General features: G+C 33.6%; 25 protein-coding genes. 16 read left to right on the top strand and 9 right to left on the bottom strand.

What is annotated here, in order from left to right:
- The first annotated feature begins 27 nt into the window (after positions 1 to 27).
- The 5 genes from ACMGE9_RS03310 (at position 28) to ACMGE9_RS03290 (ending at position 5636) form a co-directional block, all read left to right on the top strand.
- A complete protein-coding gene (locus tag ACMGE9_RS03310; protein WP_414043837.1) occupies positions 28 to 807 on the top strand; it encodes an SDR family NAD(P)-dependent oxidoreductase in 780 nt (259 codons plus the stop codon).
- Positions 808 to 936: 129 nt separating this feature from the next.
- Positions 937 to 1317, top strand: a complete 381-nt coding sequence (locus ACMGE9_RS03305) for a GntR family transcriptional regulator (RefSeq protein ID WP_414043836.1) — start codon at positions 937 to 939, stop codon at positions 1315 to 1317.
- Positions 1304 to 2206 (top strand): ABC transporter ATP-binding protein, encoded by a 903-nt coding sequence (locus ACMGE9_RS03300; protein ID WP_414043835.1) that lies wholly within the window; start codon positions 1304 to 1306, stop codon positions 2204 to 2206. Before ACMGE9_RS03305 ends, ACMGE9_RS03300 begins: the two co-directional genes overlap by 14 nt.
- Entirely contained in the window at positions 2178 to 4076 is a 1899-nt protein-coding gene (locus ACMGE9_RS03295; protein ID WP_414043834.1) for a hypothetical protein, read from the top strand. The genes ACMGE9_RS03300 and ACMGE9_RS03295 overlap by 29 nt, the downstream gene beginning before the upstream one ends.
- A 72-nt stretch (positions 4077 to 4148) precedes the next feature.
- Positions 4149 to 5636: a phospholipase D family protein gene (locus ACMGE9_RS03290; protein ID WP_414043833.1), complete on the top strand. Its 1488-nt coding sequence runs from the start codon at positions 4149 to 4151 to the stop codon at positions 5634 to 5636.
- A 164-nt stretch (positions 5637 to 5800) separates the two neighbouring features.
- Here ACMGE9_RS03290 and ACMGE9_RS03285 read toward each other — a convergent pair whose 3' ends face one another.
- On the bottom strand, positions 5801 to 7189 hold the full coding sequence (locus tag ACMGE9_RS03285) for an N-acetylglucosaminidase (RefSeq protein ID WP_414043832.1): 1389 nt from the start codon (positions 7187 to 7189) through the stop codon (positions 5801 to 5803).
- A 73-nt stretch (positions 7190 to 7262) separates the two neighbouring features.
- Positions 7263 to 7763 (bottom strand): TetR/AcrR family transcriptional regulator, encoded by a 501-nt coding sequence (locus ACMGE9_RS03280; protein ID WP_414043831.1) that lies wholly within the window; start codon positions 7761 to 7763, stop codon positions 7263 to 7265.
- A 205-nt stretch (positions 7764 to 7968) separates the two neighbouring features.
- Here ACMGE9_RS03280 and ACMGE9_RS03275 point away from each other — a divergent pair, with 205 nt between their 5' ends.
- The 3 genes from ACMGE9_RS03275 (at position 7969) to ACMGE9_RS03265 (ending at position 10977) form a co-directional block, all read left to right on the top strand.
- Positions 7969 to 8619: an HlyD family secretion protein gene (locus tag ACMGE9_RS03275; protein ID WP_414043830.1), complete on the top strand. Its 651-nt coding sequence runs from the start codon at positions 7969 to 7971 to the stop codon at positions 8617 to 8619.
- 12 nt (positions 8620 to 8631) lie between these two features.
- Complete coding sequence (locus ACMGE9_RS03270; protein WP_414043829.1) at positions 8632 to 10362, top strand: DHA2 family efflux MFS transporter permease subunit; 1731 nt, start codon at positions 8632 to 8634, stop codon at positions 10360 to 10362.
- An 84-nt stretch (positions 10363 to 10446) separates the two neighbouring features.
- Positions 10447 to 10977, top strand: coding sequence for a DUF402 domain-containing protein (locus tag ACMGE9_RS03265; RefSeq protein WP_414043828.1), 531 nt, complete (start codon positions 10447 to 10449; stop codon positions 10975 to 10977).
- A gap of 35 nt (positions 10978 to 11012) precedes the next feature.
- Here the strand turns inward: ACMGE9_RS03265 and ACMGE9_RS03260 are convergent, their stop codons facing one another.
- Positions 11013 to 11882, bottom strand: a complete 870-nt coding sequence (locus ACMGE9_RS03260; RefSeq protein ID WP_414043827.1) for an SDR family oxidoreductase — start codon at positions 11880 to 11882, stop codon at positions 11013 to 11015.
- A 254-nt stretch (positions 11883 to 12136) separates the two neighbouring features.
- Here ACMGE9_RS03260 and ACMGE9_RS03255 point away from each other — a divergent pair, with 254 nt between their 5' ends.
- The 6 genes from ACMGE9_RS03255 to ACMGE9_RS03230 all read left to right on the top strand — a co-directional run bounded on the left by ACMGE9_RS03255 (position 12137) and on the right by ACMGE9_RS03230 (position 17097).
- Positions 12137 to 12880, top strand: coding sequence for a TatD family hydrolase (locus tag ACMGE9_RS03255; RefSeq protein ID WP_414043826.1), 744 nt, complete (start codon positions 12137 to 12139; stop codon positions 12878 to 12880).
- A 15-nt stretch (positions 12881 to 12895) separates the two neighbouring features.
- Positions 12896 to 13786: a LysR family transcriptional regulator gene (locus ACMGE9_RS03250; protein ID WP_414043825.1), complete on the top strand. Its 891-nt coding sequence runs from the start codon at positions 12896 to 12898 to the stop codon at positions 13784 to 13786.
- A 75-nt stretch (positions 13787 to 13861) separates the two neighbouring features.
- On the top strand, positions 13862 to 14518 hold the full coding sequence (locus tag ACMGE9_RS03245; protein ID WP_414043824.1) for a GTP pyrophosphokinase: 657 nt from the start codon (positions 13862 to 13864) through the stop codon (positions 14516 to 14518).
- 8 nt (positions 14519 to 14526) lie between these two features.
- Positions 14527 to 15342: a hypothetical protein gene (locus ACMGE9_RS03240; RefSeq protein ID WP_414043823.1), complete on the top strand. Its 816-nt coding sequence runs from the start codon at positions 14527 to 14529 to the stop codon at positions 15340 to 15342.
- 73 nt (positions 15343 to 15415) lie between these two features.
- A complete protein-coding gene (locus tag ACMGE9_RS03235; RefSeq protein ID WP_414043822.1) occupies positions 15416 to 16618 on the top strand; it encodes an MFS transporter in 1203 nt (400 codons plus the stop codon).
- Positions 16615 to 17097 carry a DUF456 domain-containing protein gene (locus ACMGE9_RS03230; protein WP_414043821.1) on the top strand — a complete coding sequence of 161 codons (483 nt, stop codon included), beginning with the start codon at positions 16615 to 16617 and terminating at the stop codon, positions 17095 to 17097. Before ACMGE9_RS03235 ends, ACMGE9_RS03230 begins: the two co-directional genes overlap by 4 nt.
- Positions 17098 to 17136: 39 nt before the next feature.
- On the opposite strand, the gene ACMGE9_RS03225 is transcribed toward ACMGE9_RS03230, so the two are convergent.
- The 4 genes from ACMGE9_RS03225 to rsgA all read right to left on the bottom strand — a co-directional run bounded on the left by ACMGE9_RS03225 (position 17137) and on the right by rsgA (position 20115).
- Positions 17137 to 17838, bottom strand: coding sequence for a hypothetical protein (locus ACMGE9_RS03225; protein ID WP_414043820.1), 702 nt, complete (start codon positions 17836 to 17838; stop codon positions 17137 to 17139).
- A gap of 16 nt (positions 17839 to 17854) precedes the next feature.
- Positions 17855 to 18523, bottom strand: coding sequence for a DUF1129 family protein (locus tag ACMGE9_RS03220; RefSeq protein ID WP_414043819.1), 669 nt, complete (start codon positions 18521 to 18523; stop codon positions 17855 to 17857).
- The gene (locus ACMGE9_RS03215; protein WP_414043818.1) at positions 18507 to 18851 is read right to left on the bottom strand and encodes a PadR family transcriptional regulator; all 345 of its coding nucleotides are present in this window, start codon (positions 18849 to 18851) and stop codon (positions 18507 to 18509) included. Before ACMGE9_RS03215 ends, ACMGE9_RS03220 begins: the two co-directional genes overlap by 17 nt.
- Positions 18852 to 19023: 172 nt before the next feature.
- Positions 19024 to 20115 (bottom strand): ribosome small subunit-dependent GTPase A, encoded by a 1092-nt coding sequence (gene rsgA / locus ACMGE9_RS03210; protein ID WP_414043817.1) that lies wholly within the window; start codon positions 20113 to 20115, stop codon positions 19024 to 19026.
- A gap of 281 nt (positions 20116 to 20396) precedes the next feature.
- Between rsgA and ACMGE9_RS03205 the strand changes: the two genes are divergently transcribed.
- Entirely contained in the window at positions 20397 to 20870 is a 474-nt protein-coding gene (locus tag ACMGE9_RS03205; protein WP_414043816.1) for a DinB family protein, read from the top strand.
- Positions 20871 to 20992: 122 nt separating this feature from the next.
- Positions 20993 to 23035 carry a cation:proton antiporter gene (locus ACMGE9_RS03200; protein WP_414043815.1) on the top strand — a complete coding sequence of 681 codons (2043 nt, stop codon included), beginning with the start codon at positions 20993 to 20995 and terminating at the stop codon, positions 23033 to 23035.
- 31 nt (positions 23036 to 23066) lie between these two features.
- Here ACMGE9_RS03200 and pflA read toward each other — a convergent pair whose 3' ends face one another.
- Both pflA and pflB read right to left on the bottom strand, forming a co-directional pair.
- Complete coding sequence (gene pflA / locus ACMGE9_RS03195; RefSeq protein WP_414043814.1) at positions 23067 to 23819, bottom strand: pyruvate formate-lyase-activating protein; 753 nt, start codon at positions 23817 to 23819, stop codon at positions 23067 to 23069.
- A gap of 25 nt (positions 23820 to 23844) precedes the next feature.
- Complete coding sequence (gene pflB, locus ACMGE9_RS03190) at positions 23845 to 26094, bottom strand: formate C-acetyltransferase (protein ID WP_414043813.1); 2250 nt, start codon at positions 26092 to 26094, stop codon at positions 23845 to 23847.
- Positions 26095 to 26218: the final 124 nt, after the last annotated feature.

Raw genomic sequence — 26218 nt, 5'->3', positions numbered from 1 at the left:
ATATTTTAGTTAAAAGGAGCTGATGATATGGATTTAGGTTTACAAGGTAAAGTAGCAGTAATAACAGGTTCTAGTAAGGGAATTGGAAAAGAAACAGCAACTGTATTAGTTGAGGAAGGCGCGCACGTTGTCATCGCCAGCCGCCACGAAGATGAATTGGTTGAAGTAGTAAAAGAAATTAAAGAGAAAACAGGAAAAGATATTATATATCAAGTCTGTGATGTAACGAAAGAATCAGATTGTAAAGCTTTCGTACATAAAGCTATTGATACTTACGGCAAGCTTGATATTTTAATCAATAATGCTGGAAGTGCTTTTGCGAAGAATTTCGAAGAAGTATCGATTGAAGATTGGCAACAAGATTTAGATTTAAAAATCTTTGGTGCATTACATATGTTACATGCTGCGATACCCGAATTAAAGAAAAATGGTGGAGCTATCGTGAACTTAACAGCTGTTGCAGGGAAGAATCCCCCAGCAAATACGACGCCTACATCAGTAACACGTGCAGCTGGACTAGCGTTAACAAAGACGTTGAGCAGAGATTTAGCACAATATAATATACGTGTGAATGCAGTTTGTATCGGACTCATTCGCAGCGGACAAATAGAAAAACGTTGGCAAGCTGAAGCACCAGAGTTAACTTGGGAAGAATATGCAAGAGATCCGAAGTTTGATATTCCATTAGGACGTATTGGTGACACGCGTGAAGCGGCAAATGTAATTTCTTTCTTAGTCAGTGAAGCGGCAAGTTATGTTAGTGGCGTTGCAATAAATATCGATGGTGGTAAGTCGCCTAGTCTATAACCATTTAAGAGCACACAAAATTATGTGTGTTCTTTTTTTATGTTATTTTACAAATATTACTTGCAAATATCTGTTCTAAGTGTATTATAGTAAATAGTACAGTTAATACAGTAGAAACGGAGAGATATTATGATATCAATCGATAATCGCAGCCGTGTCCCGATATATGAACAACTCGTGAGTGGCTTTAAACTGCAGATTATGAATGGCGTATTACACACAGATGATCAATTGCCATCCGTACGTCAGTTGGCGCAAGAACTTACAATTAATCCGAATACGATTCAGAAAGCGTATCGTGAATTAGAGCGTTTAGGCTATACGTATTCAGTCCCTGGAAAAGGTAGCTTTGTGAATAAAGTTGAAGATTCAATGCAGAAGGAGCGAATTAAGATGTTGTCTGATTCATTAGAGAAAATCGTTCAAGAGTTATTATTCTTAGGCTTAACAAAAGAAGAAATTATAGAAAAAATACAATCGATGCGAGGTGACAACGATGATTCAAATTAGCAATGCTACAAAAAAGTTTGGACATTTTATAGCAGTTAATGATGCAACTTTAACAATTCAAACGGGAAGTATTCAAGGTTTACTCGGTAGTAATGGTGCAGGTAAGACGACATTACTCAAAATGATTGCAGGAATTTATGACACTGATTCAGGTACGATTCAGTACAATAACACTGATATATTTGAGAATGAAAATTTTAAATCAAAGATGATATTTATTTCGGATATTCCGTATTTTTTTGGACATGCGAACCTCAAAGAAATGGGAGATTTTTATCAAAAGTTATATCCTAAATTCAGTAATGAGCGATTCAAACAGTTAACTGAACTGTTGAAAATGAATCCGAATAAAAAACTATCAAAGTTATCAAAAGGAATGAAACGTCAATGTGCATTCATTCTAGCAATTGCAGCACGTCCAGAAGTAATGTTACTAGATGAACCATTTGATGGCTTAGATCCAATTGTTCGTCATACGATAAAGAATATCTTAATTCAAGATGTGAGTAATCATGAGATGGCATTATTCGTTTCAAGTCATAACTTGCGTGAAATGGAAGACTTCTGTGATTCTGTGATACTAATGCATGAAGGTAAAATATTAATGGCACGTGATTTAGATGTCTTAAAAGGAAATGTTGCTAAGATTCAAATGGCGTTTGAGAAAATTCCAAATGATTCATTCTTTAATGGCATGGACTTAGTAGAGAAGACTGTTAAAGGTCGCGTGGTAACATGTATTGTTAAAGGAAACTTTGACAATATCGAACAATATATCACTTCAGGGCATCCATTAATGTATGACATTTTACCATTATCACTAGAAGAAATATTTACTTATGAATTAGGAGGTCACGGCTATGCAATTGAAAACATTATCGTTGAATAAAGCACTGTTTAGTAATTTATCACGTTCAATTATTTTTTTAACTATTATTAATATTATTTGTACATTTATACTCGTGCCTTTTTCATATGTGATTGCACATATTGATTCAGGTGCAGGACCTCACAATCATAGTAAATATTTAATTGGTGAAACGATGACGATGCCAATCTACTTTGTTGGTACGATGCTTTATACACTTTTGTGTGCCGCATTTTTGACATATTATTTTAAATCACAAGCGGCATCTGACTTTATTCACAGCTTACCAATTAAGCGCGAGCGCATATTAATAACGGCCTATGCAGTATTCCTCTCACATTTACTTGTGAATTTATTATTAAATGGATTGATTACCTGGATAGTTGAGATTAAATATGCATCGATAGATATCGAGAAAATTGTTATTTGGATTCTAGTGAATTTGGTAATTGATTTCTTTATCTTTACGATTACAATGTTGTTTGGTCTATTCATTAATAATATGCTGAATCATTTAGTATCTTCATTAATTTTAATAGCATCACCATTTATTCTAGGAACAATGGTTTATACAACACATATGTTTATGTTTAAAGGACTTCAAAATTATCCAGACGAGCTCATGACTAACTTAACCGTACCCATTCGTTTTATTAACGATATAGCAATTGACCAAGTTGACTTTAAATACTTAATAATGATATTTCTCGTAAGTACAGTCATATTTATATTGTTATTTGTAATTTATAAACAAAGAAAGAACGAACGTATTAACGAAGCATATTCAACAAATTACGCGCACTTCTTCGTGTTCTTTATATCAATGTTGATTGCGACACTACTCGGCGGGATTATTTTCAACTCAATTTTTAATGAGCAAAAGTTCATCACAATATTTATCTATCTCGTATCATTTACGTTAATCTATATATTCTTAGAAATGATTGCACAAAAATCGGTACGAATTAATTTCGACCGTAAACTTTATGCATTGACACTTGGCATGATTGCTGTAGCAATTGTTGCGATATACATTTCAGGACAAATGAGAGAAAAGTATGTACCGCAAGCAGAAAAAGTTGAGAGTGTGATATTAAAACACAATGAAAACGAATATGGCGAAAGTTTAACAGACAATGTAAAAATTACTTCGCAGAAAGCGATAGACAATATTACGAAGGCTCATCGATTTATAAAAGATAAAAGTGCAGATAATTACATGAATTATGTTGTAATAAAATATCAAATGAAATCTGGAAAAATTATAGAAAGAAATTATAACTATCAAGATCAGTATGATAGAAAATTTAATGCTCTGATTCAAAACGGTGTATCAAATAATGAATTTGTTGATAATATACCTTGGGATAAATTAAAGAAACATGATTTAGCTATTATTGCAGAACATCAAAATAATTTCAGTGGTTCTGGAAGTATAACGAATAAAGATTTCGATGATTTAAAACCGTTATTGCAAAAGACTCTTGAATATAATGTGAATAGGGACCCGTTAATTCAAGATAGTAAAACTGGTGTATTCTTGCAATTTAGCGAGTCATTTAATGCTATTAATGAAAGTTTTACTGAATCAGGAATGGTTTCAATACCCATTAGCATTTATGATGAAGATATGATTAAATATTTAATAGACAATAAAGTTTTCAATAAGAAAAGTGATCTTCTCCCAGGGGGAACATATTATTACCTAGGAAATGTATCTAATTTTTATAAAGTAGATTTGACTAAAGAAGATATTAAAGATTATAATTTTGCTAAGAAAATTAATAAACAAGAACTTATTGATAAAATTGATAATAATAAAATAAATCCTAAAGGAAAAGAATTATATTATTTAAGCGAATCATCAAGTTTTATTGTAGTGGATAAATAATCGAAAACACGTGTGATTTCTCAATTACACGTGTTTTAATTTGGTATAATATGTGTAACAAGGAGGGTCATAATGGCTGCGAAAAAAACTTCAAAGATTGTTCCTAAAAAGTCCAAAAATAAGCGCAAGAAAAAAACATTTGGTTTCAAGAAGATAGCTTTAATTTGCTTTGGCGCATACATTGTTTGTGCGATTTATGGTGCAAATAAACCATTGCCTGGTGGGGTGTCAAAGTGGTTTGATTATAGCAAGACCAATGATGCTGAAGTGTTGATTGATAACACTTACAAGAAAGATAATATTATGCATTATGATCATGAGATATTTAAGCATCAATTACAAGTCATTCAAGAGGCGAAGGATTTCATTATATTAGATATGTTTTTATTTAATAACACCTATGATGGAGAAAATTTTCCGAAGCTTACAGAGCAACTCACAAATACTTTAATTGCTAAGAAAAAAGAGAATCCTAATATTAATATTTATATGTTAACTGATCCAATCAATTCATTCTATGGTAGTTATACGCCGGCGCATTATAAGAAATTACGTGCGCATGGTATTAATTTATACGAAACAAATTTAGTAGCATTACGTGATTCTAACCCCATTTATTCAGGGATTTGGCGTCCTACTATGCGCTGGTTTGGCAATAATGAGAATGGCTTGATTACAAATATCTTCTCGAAAAATGCACCGAATGTCACAGTGCGTGGATTTGGTCGATTACTCAATATGAAAGCGAATCACCGTAAAACATTGGTAACAGAGAACGCCGCTATCATCGCATCCAGTAATCCACATGACCCAAGTGGGCATCACCAAAATGTGGCATTAAAAGTAAGGGGACAAATTCAAGAGGATTTGATTAATAGTGAAGTGCACGCAATGAATATGAGTGGTGCAAATTTAAAAGTTGATGACTTCAAAATTAATTCACGTGCTTTTAATAACAGCATGGATTATACGACAACTCTTGTCACTGAAGGTAAGATTAAAGATTCCTTAATTGAAGAAATCGATCGTATGAGTGATAGTGATTCGATTAAGATGGGTATGTTTTATATTTCTGACCGTGATATTGTTAAAGCTTTAATTAAAGCAAGTAAACGTGGTGTGGATGTTCAAATGATATTAGATGTGAATAAAGAAGCATTTGGCAAAGAAAAGCCAGGGGTTCCCAATAAACCTGTGGTCCATGAGCTGGTTTCTAAGTCAGAAGATAACATAAAGATTAAATGGGCAGTCAGTCACGGTGAACAGTATCATGCGAAGTTTACGTTGTTTAAGGATAACGATAAGAATGAATCAACGTTGATTTTAGGAAGTGCGAACTTAACTCGCCGTAATGTAGGTGATTTAAATTTAGAAACAGATGCTATCATTTCTGGTGAATCAAACTTACCTGTATTTACAAAAATTGATAAAGATTTCGATGCGAAATGGGATAATACGTATGCGCATGTAACAGATCATTATGATGTAAAGAAAGATCCATCGTTCTGGAAATCAGTAATGTATCGCGTTCAGGAGTTTAGTGGATTATCAAGTTTCTAGAAGAATGTGGATTATTTTTGGCCGACAAATTCAATTTGTCGGCCAATTTCTTTGAGTTTAAAAGGTTAGGATGAATCGGCACATTGCCGGTAAATCGAAAATACCGACAATCATTTCGGAAAATAGTCAAATTCCAAAATTCATTGCCGGTAATCAATAATAAATTATTTTGCGTAATGGATGAAGTTAAACTTTCCTCCAGAAATACCTAATTTTTGATAATAAGCATGCATATAATTAGCATTAGCACTTGCCCATAAAATATCTGTTGCATATTGACTATCACCTGGTGTTTGTGGGTTCCAGCGCATGGTATAAAGTGTGTTTTGTGTTTCAGAAATAAATCCATTAGAGATAAATTCAGCACCACCAATAATCGCTTTGTTTGGTGTATCCCAGCCAACGTTAGCAGCATATTTTGAACCGTGTTTCACAGCATCTCTATCGTAAGCGCCAACACCGTACATATTGTAGAAACGCTTGCCCTTATCTTCACCTTTAACCTTAACACCCTTTGCTAAAGTACTTGTACCTTCAGCAGTTTCTAAAAATGCATGACTGATTAAATAAATTTCATTGATATTATATTTTAAGCTTGCTTGTCTAAAAGCTTCACCATGACCTTCAAGTATGCCTTTACCTTCTAATAATACATTTAATTGAGCGGCAGTTAGGTTTTGCGGTTCATTTAATGCTAGAAATTGATACTTTTGAACAGGGTCATTCATTGCATCTTCAGGATTCATTGCTGCAAGTACGTCTTTACTGCGCGCGTTCTTCCATTTTATACCGTTAGATGCCTGAGGTTTTGGATGTAAAGATAATTGAATTTTTAAAGCGTCTTTAATCGTCATTGGCACTTCGATATGGTTGATACCTGGCCCGGCTGGTCTTGGTTGTGCAACGATTTCTGTTAATTCTTCTTCTTTCGGTGTTTCTTGTTTGACTGTTTTCACTTCTTGCTTCGCTTGTAGTTCAGGTTTTACTTGTGGTTGTGCCTTTTCTTTAATCGGATTATGTTGTACAGGTTTACGACCTACATCGTTGGTAATATTAATCCAACCCTTTGAACTATTTGGTAATGTACCTAGAATATATGTACTCTCGTTTACACGTATTGTCTTCTCAACTGAAATGGTTGCATCTTTACTCACTCTATCAATCACTTGTCTACTGCTACCTTCAGGTACTTCATAAAGTTTCGTTGAAGTTGCTTTAACTTTATATACTTTCGTTTTAGTAGGAACTATCTTTGTTTGATTAATTTTTAAATCACTTGCCTTTACATATCCAATTGCATTATTGATGTCATCAGTTGTTTGTACACGATAATATTTTTCTCCATTAATTGTGTGTGCATCGTTAATGTAAAGAGTATATTGTGCGAAATCACCTGCAACTTTTTTGGACATTGCTGATTTGTTGGTAATAATAATTGTATTCTCGTTTTTGATTTTGCCTACTTTCAGTGTATCTGCTTTGGCAATATGGGGTAGTGCGATAAGTGAAGCGGCTGTTAGTGCTCCAATTGTAAGTGATTGATATAACCTCATTGTCTGCCTCCGTTAATTTATTTCTATACCATTATACTCGATATATCGATTGAGTGAAATAAAACACTTTAAATTATCGATTAATTTTTAGAATATTATTATAAATGATGCTACTAATTATCTCAGGATCTTCTGGACAATCATTTTGTAACCAAAAGAATAATACCCCAAACTGTCCGCCAATGGTGTAATTGACAAAGTAATCTGGATAATTTAACGTAACGGTACTATTTAATATAGCTAAAAAATTTTTTCTCCAACTACTGATAAGTTTTTGTGTGAAATTTTGCGCAGGATGCAATGTTAACAATATTCTGAAGAATTGTTGGTTGTCGTAAATATATTGAAAGGTTTGTTGTAAATACTTCTCTACTGAAGGTCTTTTGTCAGATTCATTTTTTAAGTCTTGTAAATTGTCATTCATAATATATTCTATGTTAGAAATATGGTAATCAATCATGCCATCTAGTAATGCGTATTTATCTTCGAAATAAGCATAAAAAGTAGAACGATTGATTTTACTTTCTTCACATATCATTTTTATCGTAATTTCTCTAAATCGAAAGCGTTCCATTAGTTGAATAAAAGCAAATTCAATCAGTGCTTTTTTATCTTTTTTTCAGTCATTGTTTCACTCTTTCTAAATTTATTGATTTGACAACGTTTTCAATACTTAATTGTAATCAATTTCCGACATTTAAACAAATATTGTTGGTTGATTGAAATTGTAATCGGACTATAATAGTGGTTATGCGAAAAAATAATAGGAGGCAAATGCCATGAAAAAACTCGTTTTAATTAATATTTTAACATTAATCATCCTTGTAATTGGAGGATTTGCAGCATTTCATTTTTATAATGAAGCAACAAACTTTGTCAAAACTGACAATGCGAAAGTAGAAGGCACTCAACTAGTGATTGCTAGCCCAACGGCGGGGAAATTAACTGTCTTAGATAAACAGGTTGGAGATAAAATTTCTAAAAATGATAAAGTTGGAACGGTTGTTGGTATGGGCGTAGACGGAAAACCTTCAAAAACTGATATCACAATGCAACAAGATGGCACAATCGTCAAAACACAAGCTACTGAAAATGGATTTGTAGGTGCAGGTACTCCGATAGCTTATGCATATGATTTAAAAAATCTATTTGTAACAGCCAACATTAAAGAAACACAAATCGATGGTATTAAGATCGGACAAGAAGTTGATGTTTATGTTGATGGATTTAAAGATACAGATTTAACAGGTGAAGTGAAAGAAATTGGTTTAGCAACTGCTTCTAGCTTCTCAATGTTACCATCATCTAACGGTAATGCGAACTTTACGAAAGTAACACAAGTTGTCCCTGTAAAAATTGAATTAGATAAAGATAAATCATTAGACATTATTCCAGGAATGAATGTAACTGTACGCATTCATAAAAACTAGGGAGGTTATTGTATGACCTCTAGTATAATTTTATATGTCATTTTTAGTTTACTCGTGTTTTGGATTATAAATAGACTTGTAATTAAACGTAATAAAAAGAAAATTGCTGCTGAAAAAGCAATGTTTGAACAAGTAAGTACGACAAAAAATTCTAAAGTAACTTATACAGCAAAAGAAGATATAGATGTGAATAAACCTGTTCATGAACAAGTGAAGCCACAGCAAGCACTTGTTCAATATGGAAAAGGTATTACACTAGCAAAAGTTATTACGGCATTAATGATTGGTATGTTTGTCGCAATATTAAATCAAACGTTAATTAACGTGGCATTACCTGTATTAATTAATGACTTTAGTATTTCAACTTCAACTGCACAATGGTTAACGACGGGATTTATGTTAGTCAATGGTATATTAGTACCAATTAGTGCATATATGATTCAACGCTTTACGTATCGCCAGTTATTCTTAACAGCGATGATATTCTTTACTATCGGTTCAATCATTTGTGCTATTTCATTTAATTTCCCATTAATGATGCTTGGTCGTGTTATACAAGCAGTTGGTGCAGGAATTTTAATGCCTTTAGGTACGAATGTATTTATGACATTATTCCCACCTGACAAACGTGGTGCAGCAATGGGGATGATGGGGATAGCAATGATATTAGCACCAGCTATTGGTCCAACATTAACAGGTTGGGTGATTCAGAATTATCACTGGAATGTTATGTTCTATGGGATGAGTGTGATTGGGTTAGTTTCATTATTAATTGGTTTCTTCTGGTTTAAGATATATCAACCGACAAAAGACGTTAAACTAGATATACCAGGCGTGATATTTAGTACATTAGGTTTTGGTAGTTTATTATATGGTTTCTCTGAGGCGGGTAATAAAGGTTGGGATTCAGGTATCGTTGTTACGACGATGACTATCGGCTTAATTTTTATCCTACTATTTATCTATAGAGAGATGTCAATGAAGATGCCAATGATGGATTTACGTGTTCTAAAGTATTCAGGATTCTCATTTACTCTACTAATCAACATCATTGTAACGATGAGTTTATTCGGAGGAATGTTATTATTACCAGTATACTTACAATCTATCCGTGGTTTCTCACCACTTGATTCGGGACTTTTATTATTACCAGGGTCCTTACTCATGGGTCTAATGGGACCGATATCTGGTAAACTACTTGATAAAATTGGGATTAAACCGATTGCGATATTCGGTTTAGCCATTATGACATTTGCAACATGGGAATTAACAAAATTAAGTATGGATACAAGCTACGGCCATATTTTAAGTATATACATCTTACGTTCGTTTGGTATGAGTTTCATCATGATGCCTATTATGACAGCAGGGATGAATGCATTACCATTACGTATGATTCCACACGGTAATGCAATTAGTAATACGGTTCGTCAATTAGCTGGATCAATCGGTACAGCTATACTCGTTACAGTGATGACTCAACAAACGACAGCACATATAGGTGATATTACAAATCAACTCGATAAGACAAATCCAGGATTAATGAATTCAATGTCTGATATTGGTCAACAAATGGGAAATAGTAATTTAGGCACACAAGTTGTAATGGGACAATTTCAGCAAATCGCTACGATTAATGGTATTAATGATGCGTTTTGGGTTGCAACAGCATTAAGTTTACTTGCATTTGTGTTAGCATTCTTCTTAAAAGGGAAAGATCACTATACAACTGACGAAGTATAATTTAATAATTTTAATAAACAAGGGGATAAAATGATTTATCATCCTTGTTTATTTTTATATAATGAATATTAAGGAGTGGGTGGTATGAAAACCAAATATATAGATAAGCGTAGTTGGCGCCGCTTAATAAAAAAAGAATACCATGAGATAGAAGTGAAGGACGACCAGTTTGAAGGAATAATTGGAGAAATTATCATGGAAAAAGTAAAATCACCGTTAGTCGTCAATATTATCGGAGAAGATATTATCGTAGCAGATGACGGATATCGCTGGCTTCAAATATTACCGAAAAATAAACATTATAGTATTACGGTGATGTATAATCGACAAGGACAACCTATACAGTATTATATTGATATCAATGAGAAGAACTTTCCTGAACCCGGAAAAGCAAGAACACATGATTTGTATTTAGATGTTTTAGTATTACCAGATGGACGTTATGAACTTGTAGATGAGAAGGATGCGAAACGTGCGTTAATTAAAAAAGAGATAACAAAAGCACAGTATGATTTCGCATATCAAACAGCCAACGAAATTATGGAATGTGTGAAGACGAACTTTGGAGATTTAGAGAAACTCGCTGTGTATTGTAAGTCAAAGATTGAATCATAAAAATGTGCCTATCTCAAAAAGATAAGCACATTTTTTTAACTAGAAATATAATCTCCGCCATTGATATGGATTGTTTGACCAGTTACATAGGTTGAATCATTACTAGCAAGGTAAACATATGCAGGAGCATTTTCACTCGGTTGACCACGTCGACCTAAAGCAGTTTCTTGACCATGTTTTTCAACCTTATCGGAAGAGAATGTTGCTGGAATTAAAGGGGTATAAATTGGACCTGGTGCTACTGCATTGACACGAATCCCCTGTTCCGCTAAACTCTGTGATAATGAACGCGTAAACGAAGTAATTGCACCTTTTGTCGCTGAGTAATCAATTAAAGTTTTTGAACCTCTATAAGCGGTAACACTAGATGTATTAATAATAGTATCCCCTTTAGTTAAATGTTGTAGAGCGGCTTTTGATAAATACATCATACCAAATATATTTGTGGCAAATGTTTCTTGTATCTGCTCTGCTGAGATATCTAATAAGCTTTCTTGTGGATACTGAACACCACCGTTATTAACAAGAATATTCAAAGTACCAAAATCACTAACAATACTATTAATTAATTGTTTGCAATCATCTTCTGACTTTAAGTCATGTTGATAAGCTTTAGCTTTAACACCTATCTCTAGTAATCTGTTAACAGTATCATTTGCATCAGTCGCTTCATTAAAATAACCGATTGCAACATTTGCTCCTTCTTTGGCGTAAAGAATTGCGATTGCGCGCCCGATACCAGAATCGCCACCTGTAATAAGAGCGACTTTATTTTCTAATTTGCCACTTGCTTTATAATTTTCATCTTCTGCGATTGGTCTAGGCTCCATATCTTTTTCTGTTCCAGGTTGACGGTCTTGTGTATAACCTTCTATTTCTTGCTCAATCTTCTCGAATTTATCCATAATATTCGCCTCCTAATTTAATTTACAAATTTAGTTTTCCCTTATTAATTTAGTCTAAAACGAAGTGTAAAATTTGATTTGAAAAATAAATTAAGCTGAGATAATACTTTTTGGATTTGGATTGATGGACCTTAAAATTGTTAATATAATTGTGACATATCAAAACTACTTATTAATCAACACCTTTCTGATATATACCCTTACACCTTATATCAGACCTATATAAAAGATTCACATCAATAGGAGGTTATAACATGTATGATGCTCATATTCATCTAGACAAATATTCAAAAGCGGATCAATTTCATATTATCAATAACAAAATAATTGATGGTTACATAGCGACTGCGATGGATTACGTGGGTTCACAGAAATTACTCCAACTCAATCAACATGATAATGTTCATATCGCACTTGGTTTTCACCCAGAACAAGTAATAGATTCAAATGAAATATCGAGTATACTTAGCTTAATCGATGACCACCATAACGAACTCATTGCGATTGGGGAAGTTGGCTTACCGCAATATTTAATGCGTGAACAACCCAATTTAAACGTTCAACCTTACATCAATACGCTTGAACTGTTTATCATGAAAGCAAAACAATATGACTTACCCATCGTACTTCACGCTGTCTATGATGATGCAATGATAACCCTTGATTTACTAGAAAAACACGTGATCAATAAGGCGCATTTCCATTGGTTTAAAGCGAGTGATGATGTGATCAAACGATTGTTAAAAACAAATTATATGGTTAGTGTAACGCCAGATATATTGTGGAATCCAAAGACAAGGAAGGTTGTATCAATTTTTCCAATTGAACGATTAATGATAGAGACAGATGGTCCTTGGCCGCATGAAGGATTTGAAGCGCTACACATTCATAAACAATTATCTGCTATAATAAAAGAAATCGCACTTATAAAATCGCTAGATATTGAAACCGTTCATCAAAAAGTAACGGACAATACGAGACGATTCTATAATCTTTAGAACTGAGGATTTCATATGAAAATAGATGATTACAGATTATTAGTGGCACTTGCGGATGAGGAAACGCTACGTAAAGCAGCGGATACTTTATATATTTCACAGCCTGCTGTTAGTCAGCGGTTGAAATCCATAGAAACAGAGTGGGGCACAGATATCTTCATTCGTACGAAAAAGAAGCTAATTGTCACTTCAAATGGTGAAATGATAATACAACATGCACGTAAAATGTTGAAGGAAGAAACGAACTTAAAAGAGATGATTCAATCGTCTGATGGCATCGTGAATGGTAAGTTGTCCATTGGTGTTTCATCATTAATTGGTCATACAATCTTGCCAATTGTGCTCGGTCGCTTTGTTGAGCGTTATCCAAATGTAAAGATTCAATTACAAGTAGGTTCATCTACTCGAATTTCAAATAATCGTCATGACTTTCATGTATCAGTTATTCGAGGTAGTAAAATCATGAACCTTCATAACGATTTGCTCATAAGTGAAAAGCATTATTTTATTTATCCTAAGAATAAAGCGCAAGAACTTGATCAATTACCAATGATAGAATTTCAAGCTGATCCAATTTATTTAAAAGAAATCGAACATTGGTATACTGAACAATTCAATAAAGAATATGCACCGCAAATTAAGACGGATCAAATTTCAACCTGTAAATCATTATTACTTAACGGAGTGGGTATGACAGTTTTACCTGAGATTGTGATGAAAGACATTGATCATGAATTATTTGAAATTCAGTTACTTGAAGTCGCTAATAACCCATTACTACGTGAAACGTATTTATGTTATGAAACGGATATGCTGAGTTTGCCACAAGTCAATGCTTATATTGAGTTGATGAAAGAAGTCGCGTCAGAATATATCGAAGTAAAAAAATATGTACCAATTCGATAGTGTACGAATGCAATGTGTATTCGTACTTTTTTATGTGTAAATTTGATATATTGAGTAAGAAGAGAGGGACATATTATGGATATCAATCAAATATTTAATAAGATCGAAGAACAAGCTGAATTTGTGAAATTGGCAGAGGAATTTCAATATTTCTTTAAAGAATACGAAATGGGACTGCTCGAACTAACAAGTGATATTGATATTATTGACTTAGAATGGCAAGCACGATATGGTTATTCTCCTTTTGAACATGTTAAGACACGTATCAAAGCCCCTTTATCTCTACGTGAGAAACTGAAGCGTAAAGGGATTGATCTTACATTGGAGGCTATTCGAGAGAATATCTTTGATATTATAGGTGTACGTATCGTTACAACATTTGAAGAAGACGTATATAAAATCTGTGAGTTGCTTAGTGGACGAAGTGACCTGCGTGTTGTTCGTGTGAAAGATTATATCAAAAACCCAAAAGTGAGTGGTTATAAGAGTCTTCATTTAATTGTTGAAACAGAACTTGTATTATCTGAAGGAGTGAAATGGATTCCTGCTGAAATCCAAATTAGGACGTTGGCTATGGATTTCTTCGCATCGACAGAACATAAACTACAATACAAATATAATACGAAACAATTAAGTGATGAGATTCGTAAGGAGTTAAGAGAAGTAGCGGATGCATCCAGTGAACTTGATCGCAAAATGACAGAAGTACGTAATACAATACTTTTAGGGTAGGTGTAGAGATGATAAATTCAGTACTTGCACAAGGTATCGGAGTCATGAATGAAGATGCATTAGTAATAAATGAAGCAGCACAGATTTATGGTGTGATTGATGGAGTAACGAGTTTAAAAGGAATATTGATTAATAATATTACTCCTGGCAAACGTGCTACAGATGCAGTGAAACAAGCATTTGAACAAGTAGACGCAAATATTACTCTAAATAATGCGACCGAATTAGCAAATGCGAGTATTCAATCAGCAATGGATGTATTTAATATCGTAATCAATCATCCTAAAGATCGTTTTCAGTGTTGTCATGCTGTTGTTAAGCTTCATGACACGAAAGCTGACTTTACTAGTTCAGCAGATTGTGTTATTTATACCGTCTCTAAATCAAATGAAGTAACTCAAGTGATACCTAGTTTCAAGAAGACTAATGAAAGTAATCGAGTGAAACAGTGGCAGGAGAAATATCCAGGTGTATATGAATCTAATACTTTGCCACAAGAAATGATAGAAGCAATTGATAATGCTAAAAGTACTGCAAACGTACCTGGCGGGTATTCGGTGATGAATGGTGATGTGAATTTCAATCATGCATATAATCGTGGAGAAATTGATACAACTGATCTTTCACACATATTAATTACGACTGATGGATTCTATGATATAGAGCATTTAGGTTTAGATAATTTTGTATTAAAGTTCGTACAAGATGGGCTTGAAGCAATGTTAGACTATATGATTACAAAAGAACTCCAGGATAAAGAGAAAAAGAAGTATCCTAGAGTCAAGCTTCATGATGACAAGGCAGCGATACTTATTACTTTGTAAGCAAACATAACTATACAAATATTCTTTTTGCTATATAATAGAACAGTATTATAAATAGAAAGTATGTGTATATATGTTTAAAAACCTTTTCAGTATAAAAAACTATGTCTTATTCCTTATTAATATGACCTTACTTGGCATGGCACTGGCAATCACTGTGCCATTCTTTGTATTGTATGCAACGCAAGAATTAGGTATGACACGTGGACTATATGGTGTTATGATGGCACTGTTTGCGTTAGCAGGATTTGGTGTGAACACAATCGTTGCAAGATTTTCTGATAGAGCAGGATTTAGTAGAAAATACATGATTATGTTCAGTCTTGCAATGGCATCAGTTGCCTTTAGTATGTATTATTTCGTATCCAATCCATATTTATTTATGACGCTTTATGTATTCTTTGGTGGGATGGCAGCACCTGCAATGCCACAGATGTATGCTTCAGCTAGAGAAAGTATCAATGCTTCAGCATCGAGTAAGAATGCAGTTTTTGCCAATACTGTTCTTCGTTCGATGTTTAGTTTTGGATTTTTATTTGGTCCTTTAGTCGGTACAGTATTATTAAAACAATTTGGATTTGGTGGTATATTTGGTGGTACTGTCATCATTTATTGGGTTGTACTCGTTTCATTCTTAATCTTCTTCAATGAAGTGAAACCAGAGAAAGTTACTTACAATTCAAATAGAGTGGAGCCAGTTGCACCTAACTTAGCGAAAGATATGTACTTGCTTATTCCATTCTTAGCATTTGTATTCTTACATGTTGGACAGTGGATGTACACGTTAAACATGCCACTTTTTGTTACTGAGTTTTTAAAAGCAGATGAGTCGAATGTTGGCTATTTAGCGAGTTTATGTGCAGGACTCGAAGTACCGTTCATGATTATTTTAGGAATTCTAGCGAGTAAATTTCAAACGAGAACGCTATTAATGATTGGTGGTATATTAGGTGGAGCATATTACTTCTCAATTGGAGTATTTGATAGTGTGACAGCAATGCTTGTTGGCCAAGTGTTACTTGCATTTTTCTTAGCGATATTACTCGGACTTGGGATTAGTTACTTCCAGGATATATTACCTGATTTTCCAGGATACGCATCGACATTATTTTCTAATGCGATGATTGTTGGCCAATTATTAGGGAACCTACTAGGTGGCGTGATGAGTGAAATCGTTGGATTAGGAAACGTATTCTTTGTATCATCAGGATTTATTTTATTGGCATTTATATTATTGATTTTCACTAAACCAGTTAAAATGGAGGACTTAGCATGACATTTATTCTTTGGACGTTAATAATTTTAGCGTTTTTATCAGCATTTGTAGCATTGGTTATGCCTATGATTCCAGGAATTTTGATGATGTGGGTTGGATTCTTTATCTATCACTTTGCTGTGAATAATAATGAATTATCGTGGTTCTTCTGGGTTGCGATGGCGACACTGACAATAATTACGTTAGTTAGTGATTATGTGTTAGGTGGACACTTTGTTAAGAAGTACGGTGGGAGTAGAGCAGGGGAATTAACCGCAGCGATTGGTATAATACTCGGAAGCTTCTTCTTTCCACCGTTTGGAATTATCGTCATACCATTTGCAGCAGTATTTATTGTGGAATTATTGATTCATCAAGATTTTAAACGCTCATTTAATGCAAGTTTAGGATCGCTATTTGGATTCTTAACAAGCACAGTCGCAAAGTTTATTATCTTATTTATTATGGTGATATGGTTTGTGTTAGATATTATTATATAAATTGAAATGCCCGAAGCTACGTTGAGCTTCGGGTATTTTTTATCTGAAGAACACTAGCTCTTTATTGTTTTTAGATATATTGAATAATAATTTGTAAATTACAATAAGTATAATTCCTATCAGAAAGTTGATATACCAAGGTATAGTTATCATACCACCATTAGGTAATAGGTGGGGTATGAATTTAATCACTATAAAAGGTACAAATAGTGAAGATAATATTATAGTAAATAGGATATTTTTTTGTATATTTGAATTATTAGAGAAAGAATTATTCTGAAACTTCTTTATTGCTATAAGTAAAATTGTGACAATTACAAGTACAATAATAGAATTAGATATTAGTTCTTGTATAACATTTACTTTATTAACTTTATTAAATACATAAAAATAAATAGCATCAATTAGAGATGTTGTAATTCTAAATAATCCAAAGAATAAACACACGAGAGACAGAATAAATAAGTAAATATTACTTTTAGATTCTTTTGGAATTTCAGCAACTAAATCTATTGCAAATTGTTCGGGATTATCTCCAAAAAATTCTTCTGTTGTAACTTCATGCATTTGAGATTCTAGTAAATGATCCAATAAGTCTAATAAAGTCACTTCAGTTACATGTTCAGAAATTGATAAATCACCACGTAAATACATTACAACTTCTTCATATACTTTTAAATTTTCAGGAGTAAGTTCTTTTCGCTTCAAATTGTTTTGTTTAATAATTTCTTTAGTGTTCATGCTAAATCACTCCTATCTATATGAATTGTTTTTTCGGGAAGTATTTTCTTTTTAATTGAACGCTTATATAAATCATTATGCCAAACATAATAAAACTTATATAAAATGGAAATTTAAAATAAGGTGCAGTGTTAAATACATTAAATGAAATATAGAAAACACCGTATATGAGCCAATTAAAGCATTCACTTATTATATTTCGAGTGGTACTTCTTTTCTCATAGGCTTGTGGTTTAATAAATACGCTGATACAACATAATACAATCATTAGAATGATAGATATAATAGTAGAATAGATTGGAATATCTATATGTTCTCCCTCACTTGCAAGAAGGATAATGTCTGTAAAACCTAAAATAAAAAACATGATAATGAGGACAATACTTAAGTTAAAAATTATGTTTACAAGAAATGATTTGACTGTGCGTTTAGGTAATTCTTTTGTTAAATCACTTATAAAACTATCTAAATCATTTCCAAAGAAATGCTCAGCTGATGTACAATTGCTTTGTGCAATGATTAAATCTTCAAGTATCTCGAGTATCATTTCATCTGATTCATCTTCAGACAACATAACGTTATTTGTAATGCAACTTGCAACATATTCAAAAGCTTCTTTATTTTTTGGTCGTAACTGATTTACTTTTCTAACATATTCGATATTCATTTCATTTAGGCTCGTCATGCTCATCCTCCTTATTAATCAATGTTGATATTGGCCCAACTATGGCATTCCATTCTTCGGTCATGTTTTTCAGTTCTTCTTCACCTTCAGCAGTGATGAAGTAATATTTTCGTTTCGGGCCAACGTCACTAACGCGCATTTCACTTGTGATGAGATTTTTCTTTTGTAGTCGGAGGAGTACTGGGTATATTGTCCCCTCACTAATATTACCGAGTCCGGAATCGAGTAACTTTTGAGAGAGTTCATATCCATATACTTCTTTCTCTTTGATGATTGAAAGGACGCATGCATCTAGTAATCCTTTCAATAATTGAGTACGCATACTCATAGGCTTCACCTCTATTTTGTAATACAAGATAGCTAATCTTTTAAAAGCTACTTTGTATTACCAAGTAGCTCACTTATAATATAATCTTTTTGGTATAGTTTGTCAAATAGAGTTTTTAAAAATATGAGTGGTCTGTAATCTTTATTTACAGACCACTCACCACAAAATATTTCTATTTTCTTTTCCCTATCTTTGCATTTCGATTTGCTTTACCTGCTTGCGTCATCTTTTTCCATTTATTACGTTCAGCGCTCATCTTTGCTTCATCATTACGTCGTTCAACAAAGGCGAGCTCTCTTAGGTACTTGTTGTATCGTTCAAATCGATCTTCAGTTAATTCCTGAGCTTCAATGGCTTCATTAATTGCACAGCCTGGTTCATTCCTATGTGTGCAGTCGTTAAACTTACATTGTAATATTAAGTCTTCTACATCTTCAAATTCAGTACCTAAGCCAACGTTTTCCCCAGTACTCCATAATTGGAATTCGCGCATGCCTGGTGTATCAATTAATATCCCACCGTCATCGAGTAAAAGCAATTCACGGTGTGTTGTTTTATGCTTTCCTTTATTATCAGTGTATCGTATTTCGCCTGTATCCATCATTTCTTTCCCGATGATACGGTTTATGAGTGTCGATTTACCAACACCACTTGATCCGACAAGTGTCCCTGTTTTATTTTCTTTTATGTAATTACGTAGTGTTTCAATATTGTCATCACTATCATGTTGTACGAAATAAACAGGTACAGTAGGGGCAACGTTTGAAAGTTCTGCAATCATAATTTCTTTATCTAAATCCGTAATTAAATCTGCTTTCGTCATCACAATAATCGGGTTTGCACCTGAGTCATATGTTGCAATCAAATAGCGTTCTAGTCGATTTGTATTAAAGTTGTCATTACAACTCATTGTTAAAAATGCATAATCAATATTTGTCGCAATGACTTGTGGTTTCGTTTGATTACCTGCAGCATTACGCACAAATTGTTGTATTCTAGGTAATATGTGTTGAATAATGCCTTTTTGTTCATTTGGAAATGGTTTTATTAATACAAAGTCACCGACGGCCGGGATATGGATTAAGTCGTGACTTTCAAATTTGTCTCTCCCTGATAGTTGGACTAAATATTCTCCTTCTTCAGTCATTGCACGGTACATCCCTTTATGTTGCACAGAGATACGTGCTTTTATTAATGTTTCATTATATTCATTTGCTTGTTTGATTCTTTTTTCGTTGAATCCTAATTGTGTTAATATATCCATTATATTGCTCCTTTAGTTTATAAAAATACCCGTGGCGATTTCGCCACGGGTATACGAGCAATAGTTAGCAAGTAATGTCCATGACGAAACAAAGTGTAACAGTTGCAGTATTAATGTTCGTCATAAGACATCACTCCTTTCTTTTTTATTAGCATAAATAAATTTAAGAGGATTGTCAATCATGTGTGACAATCCTCTTATATATCACCTGTACCTTATTCATGGTAATCTAGCATTAATGAGGGTATATTTAAAGTATAAAAGGTAAGGAGGTCAATTTAATGTTTCGTATAAAACAAGATTTTATTAATCAATATCGTATGGAAGCAAACACGACGATTGCATGCTTAAAAGAATTAACAGACGAGTCTTTAGATCAAGCCGTTTCTGAATTAGATCGTACTTTAGGTGAAGTTGCATGGCATGTTGTTCAAAGTGTAGGTGGCTTTGCGGATAAAGCAGGTATTAAAGTTGATGGTACTACTTTCGGAGCACCAATGCCTGAGACTGTGAAAGATATTGTCGAGGCAGCTGAGACAATATACAATAATACGTTAGCAGCATATGATTCATCTTTAACTGATGAAGCTTTAATTGAATTAGTTGATTTCTTCGGTATGAATATGCCTAAAGGTCATTTATTATATTCAATGATTGCACATCAGGCACATCACAGAGGTCAAATGACAGTACTAATGCGTCAAGCTGATTTAAAAGTACCACCTATTTATGGTCCGTCACGTGATACTGAATAAATGGTGAAAGTGAGTAGTCTAATCGTAGGCTACTTACTTTTTTTATTTTCAAGTAAATTCTATGTAAACATGTGAGAATTAAGGGTATAATTATTTATCATTGAAGATAAAAGAGGTGACGCATGGAAAGTTTTATAATTATTTTAAGTCTAGTTTTTGCAATTATTCTTTCAACTATAATAAATTTTTATATACCTAAAATTCCGCTTGCATTTATTCAAATCATAATTGGGATGTTAATCTTTTTAACACCAGTACCGCTCCATGTTGAATTTGAACCTGAGTTATTTTTAATGGGAATAATTGCACCATTATTATTCTTAGAAGGGTATCAAGTTTCCAGAATAACATTTCTTAAATATTTAAAGCCGATTATATTGATGGCGATGGGATTAGTATTTACGACAGTTATCGGATTAGGATTTATCACACATTGGCTAATGCCTTTCTTACCACTTGCCGCTTGTTTTGCACTTGCTGCAATTATCTGTCCGACAGATGCTGTTGCTGTCCAAGCAATTGCAAAGGGTAAGAGATTACCAAAAGGTTTAATGACCATTCTAGAGGGTGAATCTTTACTCAATGATGCTGCAGGTATCTTAAGTTTTAAGATAGCATTACTTGCACTTACAACTGGCGTATTTAGTGTTAGAGAATCTGTATCACAATTTTTAGTAGCTACGCTGGGTGGGTTAATTGTTGGTTTAATCGTTGGATTATTGTTTGTACAATTAAGGATATTTCTGATTCGTAAAGGTTTCTTTAATGAATATATTTTTATATTAATTCAGTTATTAACGCCATTTATAATATATGAACTGGCTGAACAAATACATGCATCAGGTGTCATAGCAGCTGTTATTGGCGGTATTGTTCACGGCATTGAACGTGATAGGATGAGCCAGGCAACAACTCGATTACAACTTGGTTATAATAATACATGGGGATTATTATCTACAGTGTTAAATGGATTTGTCTTTACATTACTAGGATATTTGATTCCAGAAGTAACGACGTCATTAATTGAACACGGTAATGAGGATATTACATCGACAATTATTTATATGCTTATTATTGCCTTACTCGTTTATTTATTTAGATTTATTTGGGTGTTCTTCTTATATGATATGTTCTACATCCGTGAAAGCAGATTTGAACGTATATTAAATCGTGAGAATATTGATGAGAAAGAAGTAAGACCGAACCGCTTCAAATACGCGATTATCGCAACTGTATGTGGTGTTCATGGTACAATTTCAATGGCCATTGCTTTAACAATACCGTTAGAAATCGTCAAAGGTGAAGTATTTACTTATCGTGATAATTTACTATTTATTGCAGCAGGTATTATTGTGATTAGTTTAGTAGTCGCTCAAATATTGCTACCAATATTGACACCTAAATCTATTGTAAATGTAGATGATTCAATTTTAAGTTTTAAAGATGCGCGTATTAAGTTAAAAGAGTTTGGGATTAAATATATACACGATAATACTACGAAAGAAAATAGTATAATCGCAGGTAACTTAATTCGTCAATATACAATGCAAGTAGGGTTTTATAGTGAAGTGAGCGATAGAAATCATAGTCCAAAAGAAATTGATCGCTTGCATGCTATTGCAATGAATACTGAAATGAAGACGTTAGATGAAATGGTTGATGCGAGTGAAATCACACAAAGTTCATTTAATAACTATGTACAATATATCGAACGTTCTAAAATATTTCATTCTACAAATTTCTTTAGAAGAATGTTGTTCTTATATAGAATGCACAGAAAGCGTAAAGCATTTGCAAATCGTATTAATCAATCAAGTTCATTGTCGATTAAGAATAACTTAATTGAAATTCAAAAAATTGCAGGACGTGTACATTACAATGTTGTTCAACGTCTTGGAGAAGAAATGACTTTAGATAATCGTATTGAAATTGCACTCGTATCTGATAACTATTTAAATCGTGTGAGTCAAATTAAGCGTAATGCGACAAGTGAAAGTTTAGACGATGCAGAAACACTATTCGCACTTGACGTACTTAATGCTGAGAAAGATTTGATTAACCGTTTACTCGCAAAAGGAAAGTTATCTACGAACTTAGCAGTAGAATTAAGACAATCGATTAACTATGATGAGATGATGTTACTTGATACTTATGAAGATAATTAAAAGCATTCAGCCACTGGCTGAATGCTTTTAATTAATTTATAGGAGTCTTTCCTTTGAAATTCACTAAATCATAAGCATGTTTGACTGCATCATCACTTGGTGGTTCAACGTCTTTTAATGGATATTGTAAATTCATTGCTTCCCACTTATGAACACCAAGTTGGTGATAGGGTAAGATTTCGAATTTCTCGACATTGTCTAAAGAATTGATAAATTCACCGAGCTTGATTAAATCTGCTTCGTCATCAGTGATGCCTGGTACTAGAACATGTCTAATCCAAACAGGCTGTTTTCTTTCAGATAGTAGCTCTGCAAATCTTAAGATGTGTGTGTTCGGTTTACCTGTAAGTTTGATATGTTTCTCGTTATCGATATGCTTAATATCAACTAAGAATAGATCTGTATTCTCTTGCATATTATCAAAGTGGTGCATGAATGCAGGTGTTTCATTGAAGCAACCTGCTGATGTATCTACACAAGTTGAGATGCCGTGTTGTTTTAATTTTGCAAATAATTCTTCAAGGAATGGTAACTGCAGTAGCGGTTCTCCGCCACTTACAGTTACACCGCCATTGGAAGCATTAAAGTATGGGATATAAGGTAATACTTCGTTCACAATTTCTTCAGCAGTTACTTCCCTAGATGGGGCACCGATTTCCCAAGTATCTGGATTATGACAGAACTGGCAACGTAATAAACATCCTTGAGTGAATAGTATATATCTCAGTCCTGGTCCGTCAACTGTACCTAAGCTTTCTACTGAATGAATGTGTCCTTTAATCATCTAAATCCCGTCCTTTAACTATTTACTACATTTTTTCATGGAATGTTCTTGAAATTACATCTAATTGTTGTTCGCGTGTTAATTTAATAAAGTTTACTGCGTATCCTGATACACGGATTGTAAGTTGTGGATATTCTTCTGGATGTTCCATCGCATCAAGTAATGTTTCACGATTGAATACGTTGATGTTTAGGTGGTGACCATGTTGCATTGCATAACCATCTAATACACCTACTAAGTTTTGTTGTTGTGAATCATCTTCTTTACCTAATGATTTCGGTACGATTGAGAATGTATTTGAAATACCATCTTTACAGCAATCGTAAGGTAATTTAGCAACTGAAGATAATGAAGCTAAGGCACCATTTTTATCTCTTCCGTGCATTGGGTTCGCACCTGGCGCAAATGGTTGTCCTTCTTTACGTCCGTCAGGTGTATTACCTGTTTTCTTACCATATACTACGTTTGAAGTGATTGTTAATACTGACATTGTATGTTCTGAATCACGGTATGTTTTATGCTTACGTAATTTACCCATGAATGATTCTACCAATTGTACTGCAATATCATCAACACGCGCATCATTGTTTCCGTATTGAGGGAATTCGCCCTCAGTTTCGAAGTCGACTACCAATCCTTCTTCGTTACGGATTGTTTTAACTTTTGCGTATTTAATTGCTGATAATGAGTCAGCAGCAACTGATAATCCAGCAATACCTGTAGCCATTGTACGAATAATTTCTGTATCATGTAAAGCCATTTCAATTCTTTCATAGCTGTACTTATCATGCATGTAGTGGATAACGTTTAATGAGTTGATATAAACCCCAGCTAACCATTCCATCATTTGATCAAATTGTTTGTATACTTTATCGTAATCTAATACTTCATCAGTGATTGGAGCGAAGTTTGGACCAACTTGAGCGCCACTTACTTCATCAACACCACCGTTAATTGCGTATAATAATGTTTTTGCTAAGTTAGCACGAGCACCGAAGAATTGCATTTGTTTACCAATTTTCATGGCACTTACACAACATGCGATACCGTAGTCGTCGCCGTAGCTTTCACGCATTAAATCATCATTTTCATATTGAATTGAGCTTGTTTTAATACTCATTTTTGCACAATATTTTTTAAAGTTTTCAGGTAAGCGTGTAGACCATAATACTGTTAAGTTTGGTTCTGGTGCTGGACCTAAGTTATCTAATGAATGTAAGAATCGGAATGAGCTCTTTGTTACTAATGCACGGCCATCAATACCAACACCACCGATTGATTCAGTAACCCAAGTTGGATCTCCTGAGAATAATGCGTTGTAATCTGGTGTACGTGCAAATTTTACTAAACGTAATTTCATGATGAAGTGGTCAATGATTTCTTGTACTTCGATTTCTGAAATTGTGCCAGCTTTTAAATCACGTTCTGCATAAATATCTAAGAATGTAGATACACGGCCTAAACTCATTGCAGCACCGTTTTGCTCTTTAATCGCAGCTAAGTATGCTAAGTAAGTCCATTGAACAGCTTCTTTGAAGTTTTCAGCTGGACGTGAAATATCAAATCCATAAATGTTACCTAATTCTTTTAATTCGTTTAATGCACGATATTGTTCTGAAACTTCTTCACGTAAACGAATGATATCTTCTGACATTACAGTAGATAAGTTATTGAAGTCTTTTTGTTTTTCGTTCATTAAGAAATCTACACCATACAATGCTACACGACGATAGTCACCAATAATACGTCCACGTCCGTAAGCATCTGGAAGACCAGTAATAACACCCGCTTTACGACAAGCTAACATTTCTTTTGAGTAAGCATCGAATACACCAGCATTATGTGTTTTACGGTAATCAGTGAAGACTTTTTCAGTTTCTTTATCTAATTCATAACCGTAAGATTCACAAGCAGCTTTTGCCATACGAATACCACCAAAGGGTTGCATTGAACGTTTGAATGGTTTTTCTGTTTGTACACCTACGATTGTTTCTAAATCTTTATTTAAGTAACCTGCGTCATGTGATGTAATTGTTGATGCTATTTTAGTATCCATATCCCACATGCCACCACGGTCACGTTCTTCTTTTGTCAATTGCATTACTTGATCCCATAATGTTTTTGTTGCTTCAGTTGGACTAGCTAAGAACTCATCTTTACCGTCATATAAAGTGTAGTTCAATTGGATAAATTCACGAACATCGATTCTTTTGTTCCATTTACCTAATTTAAAACCTTCCCAAGCATTTGTTTTTTTAGTTTCTTCTTTAAACATAATAATTCCCTCCAAATTTTCATTTGTTAATCACTTCACAAATCAATTATAACACCGATACGTGAAAATAATCACATTTATTTTGAAAACGGTTAACTTTTTAATAAACTTTGATATAAAGCAG

Origin of the sequence: Macrococcus animalis, from assembly GCF_047425875.1 — a bacterium.
GTDB lineage: Bacteria > Bacillota > Bacilli > Staphylococcales > Staphylococcaceae > Macrococcoides > Macrococcoides animalis.
The sequence above is the reverse complement of the archived record's forward strand: the minus strand, read 5'-3'. Positions and strand labels throughout refer to the sequence as shown.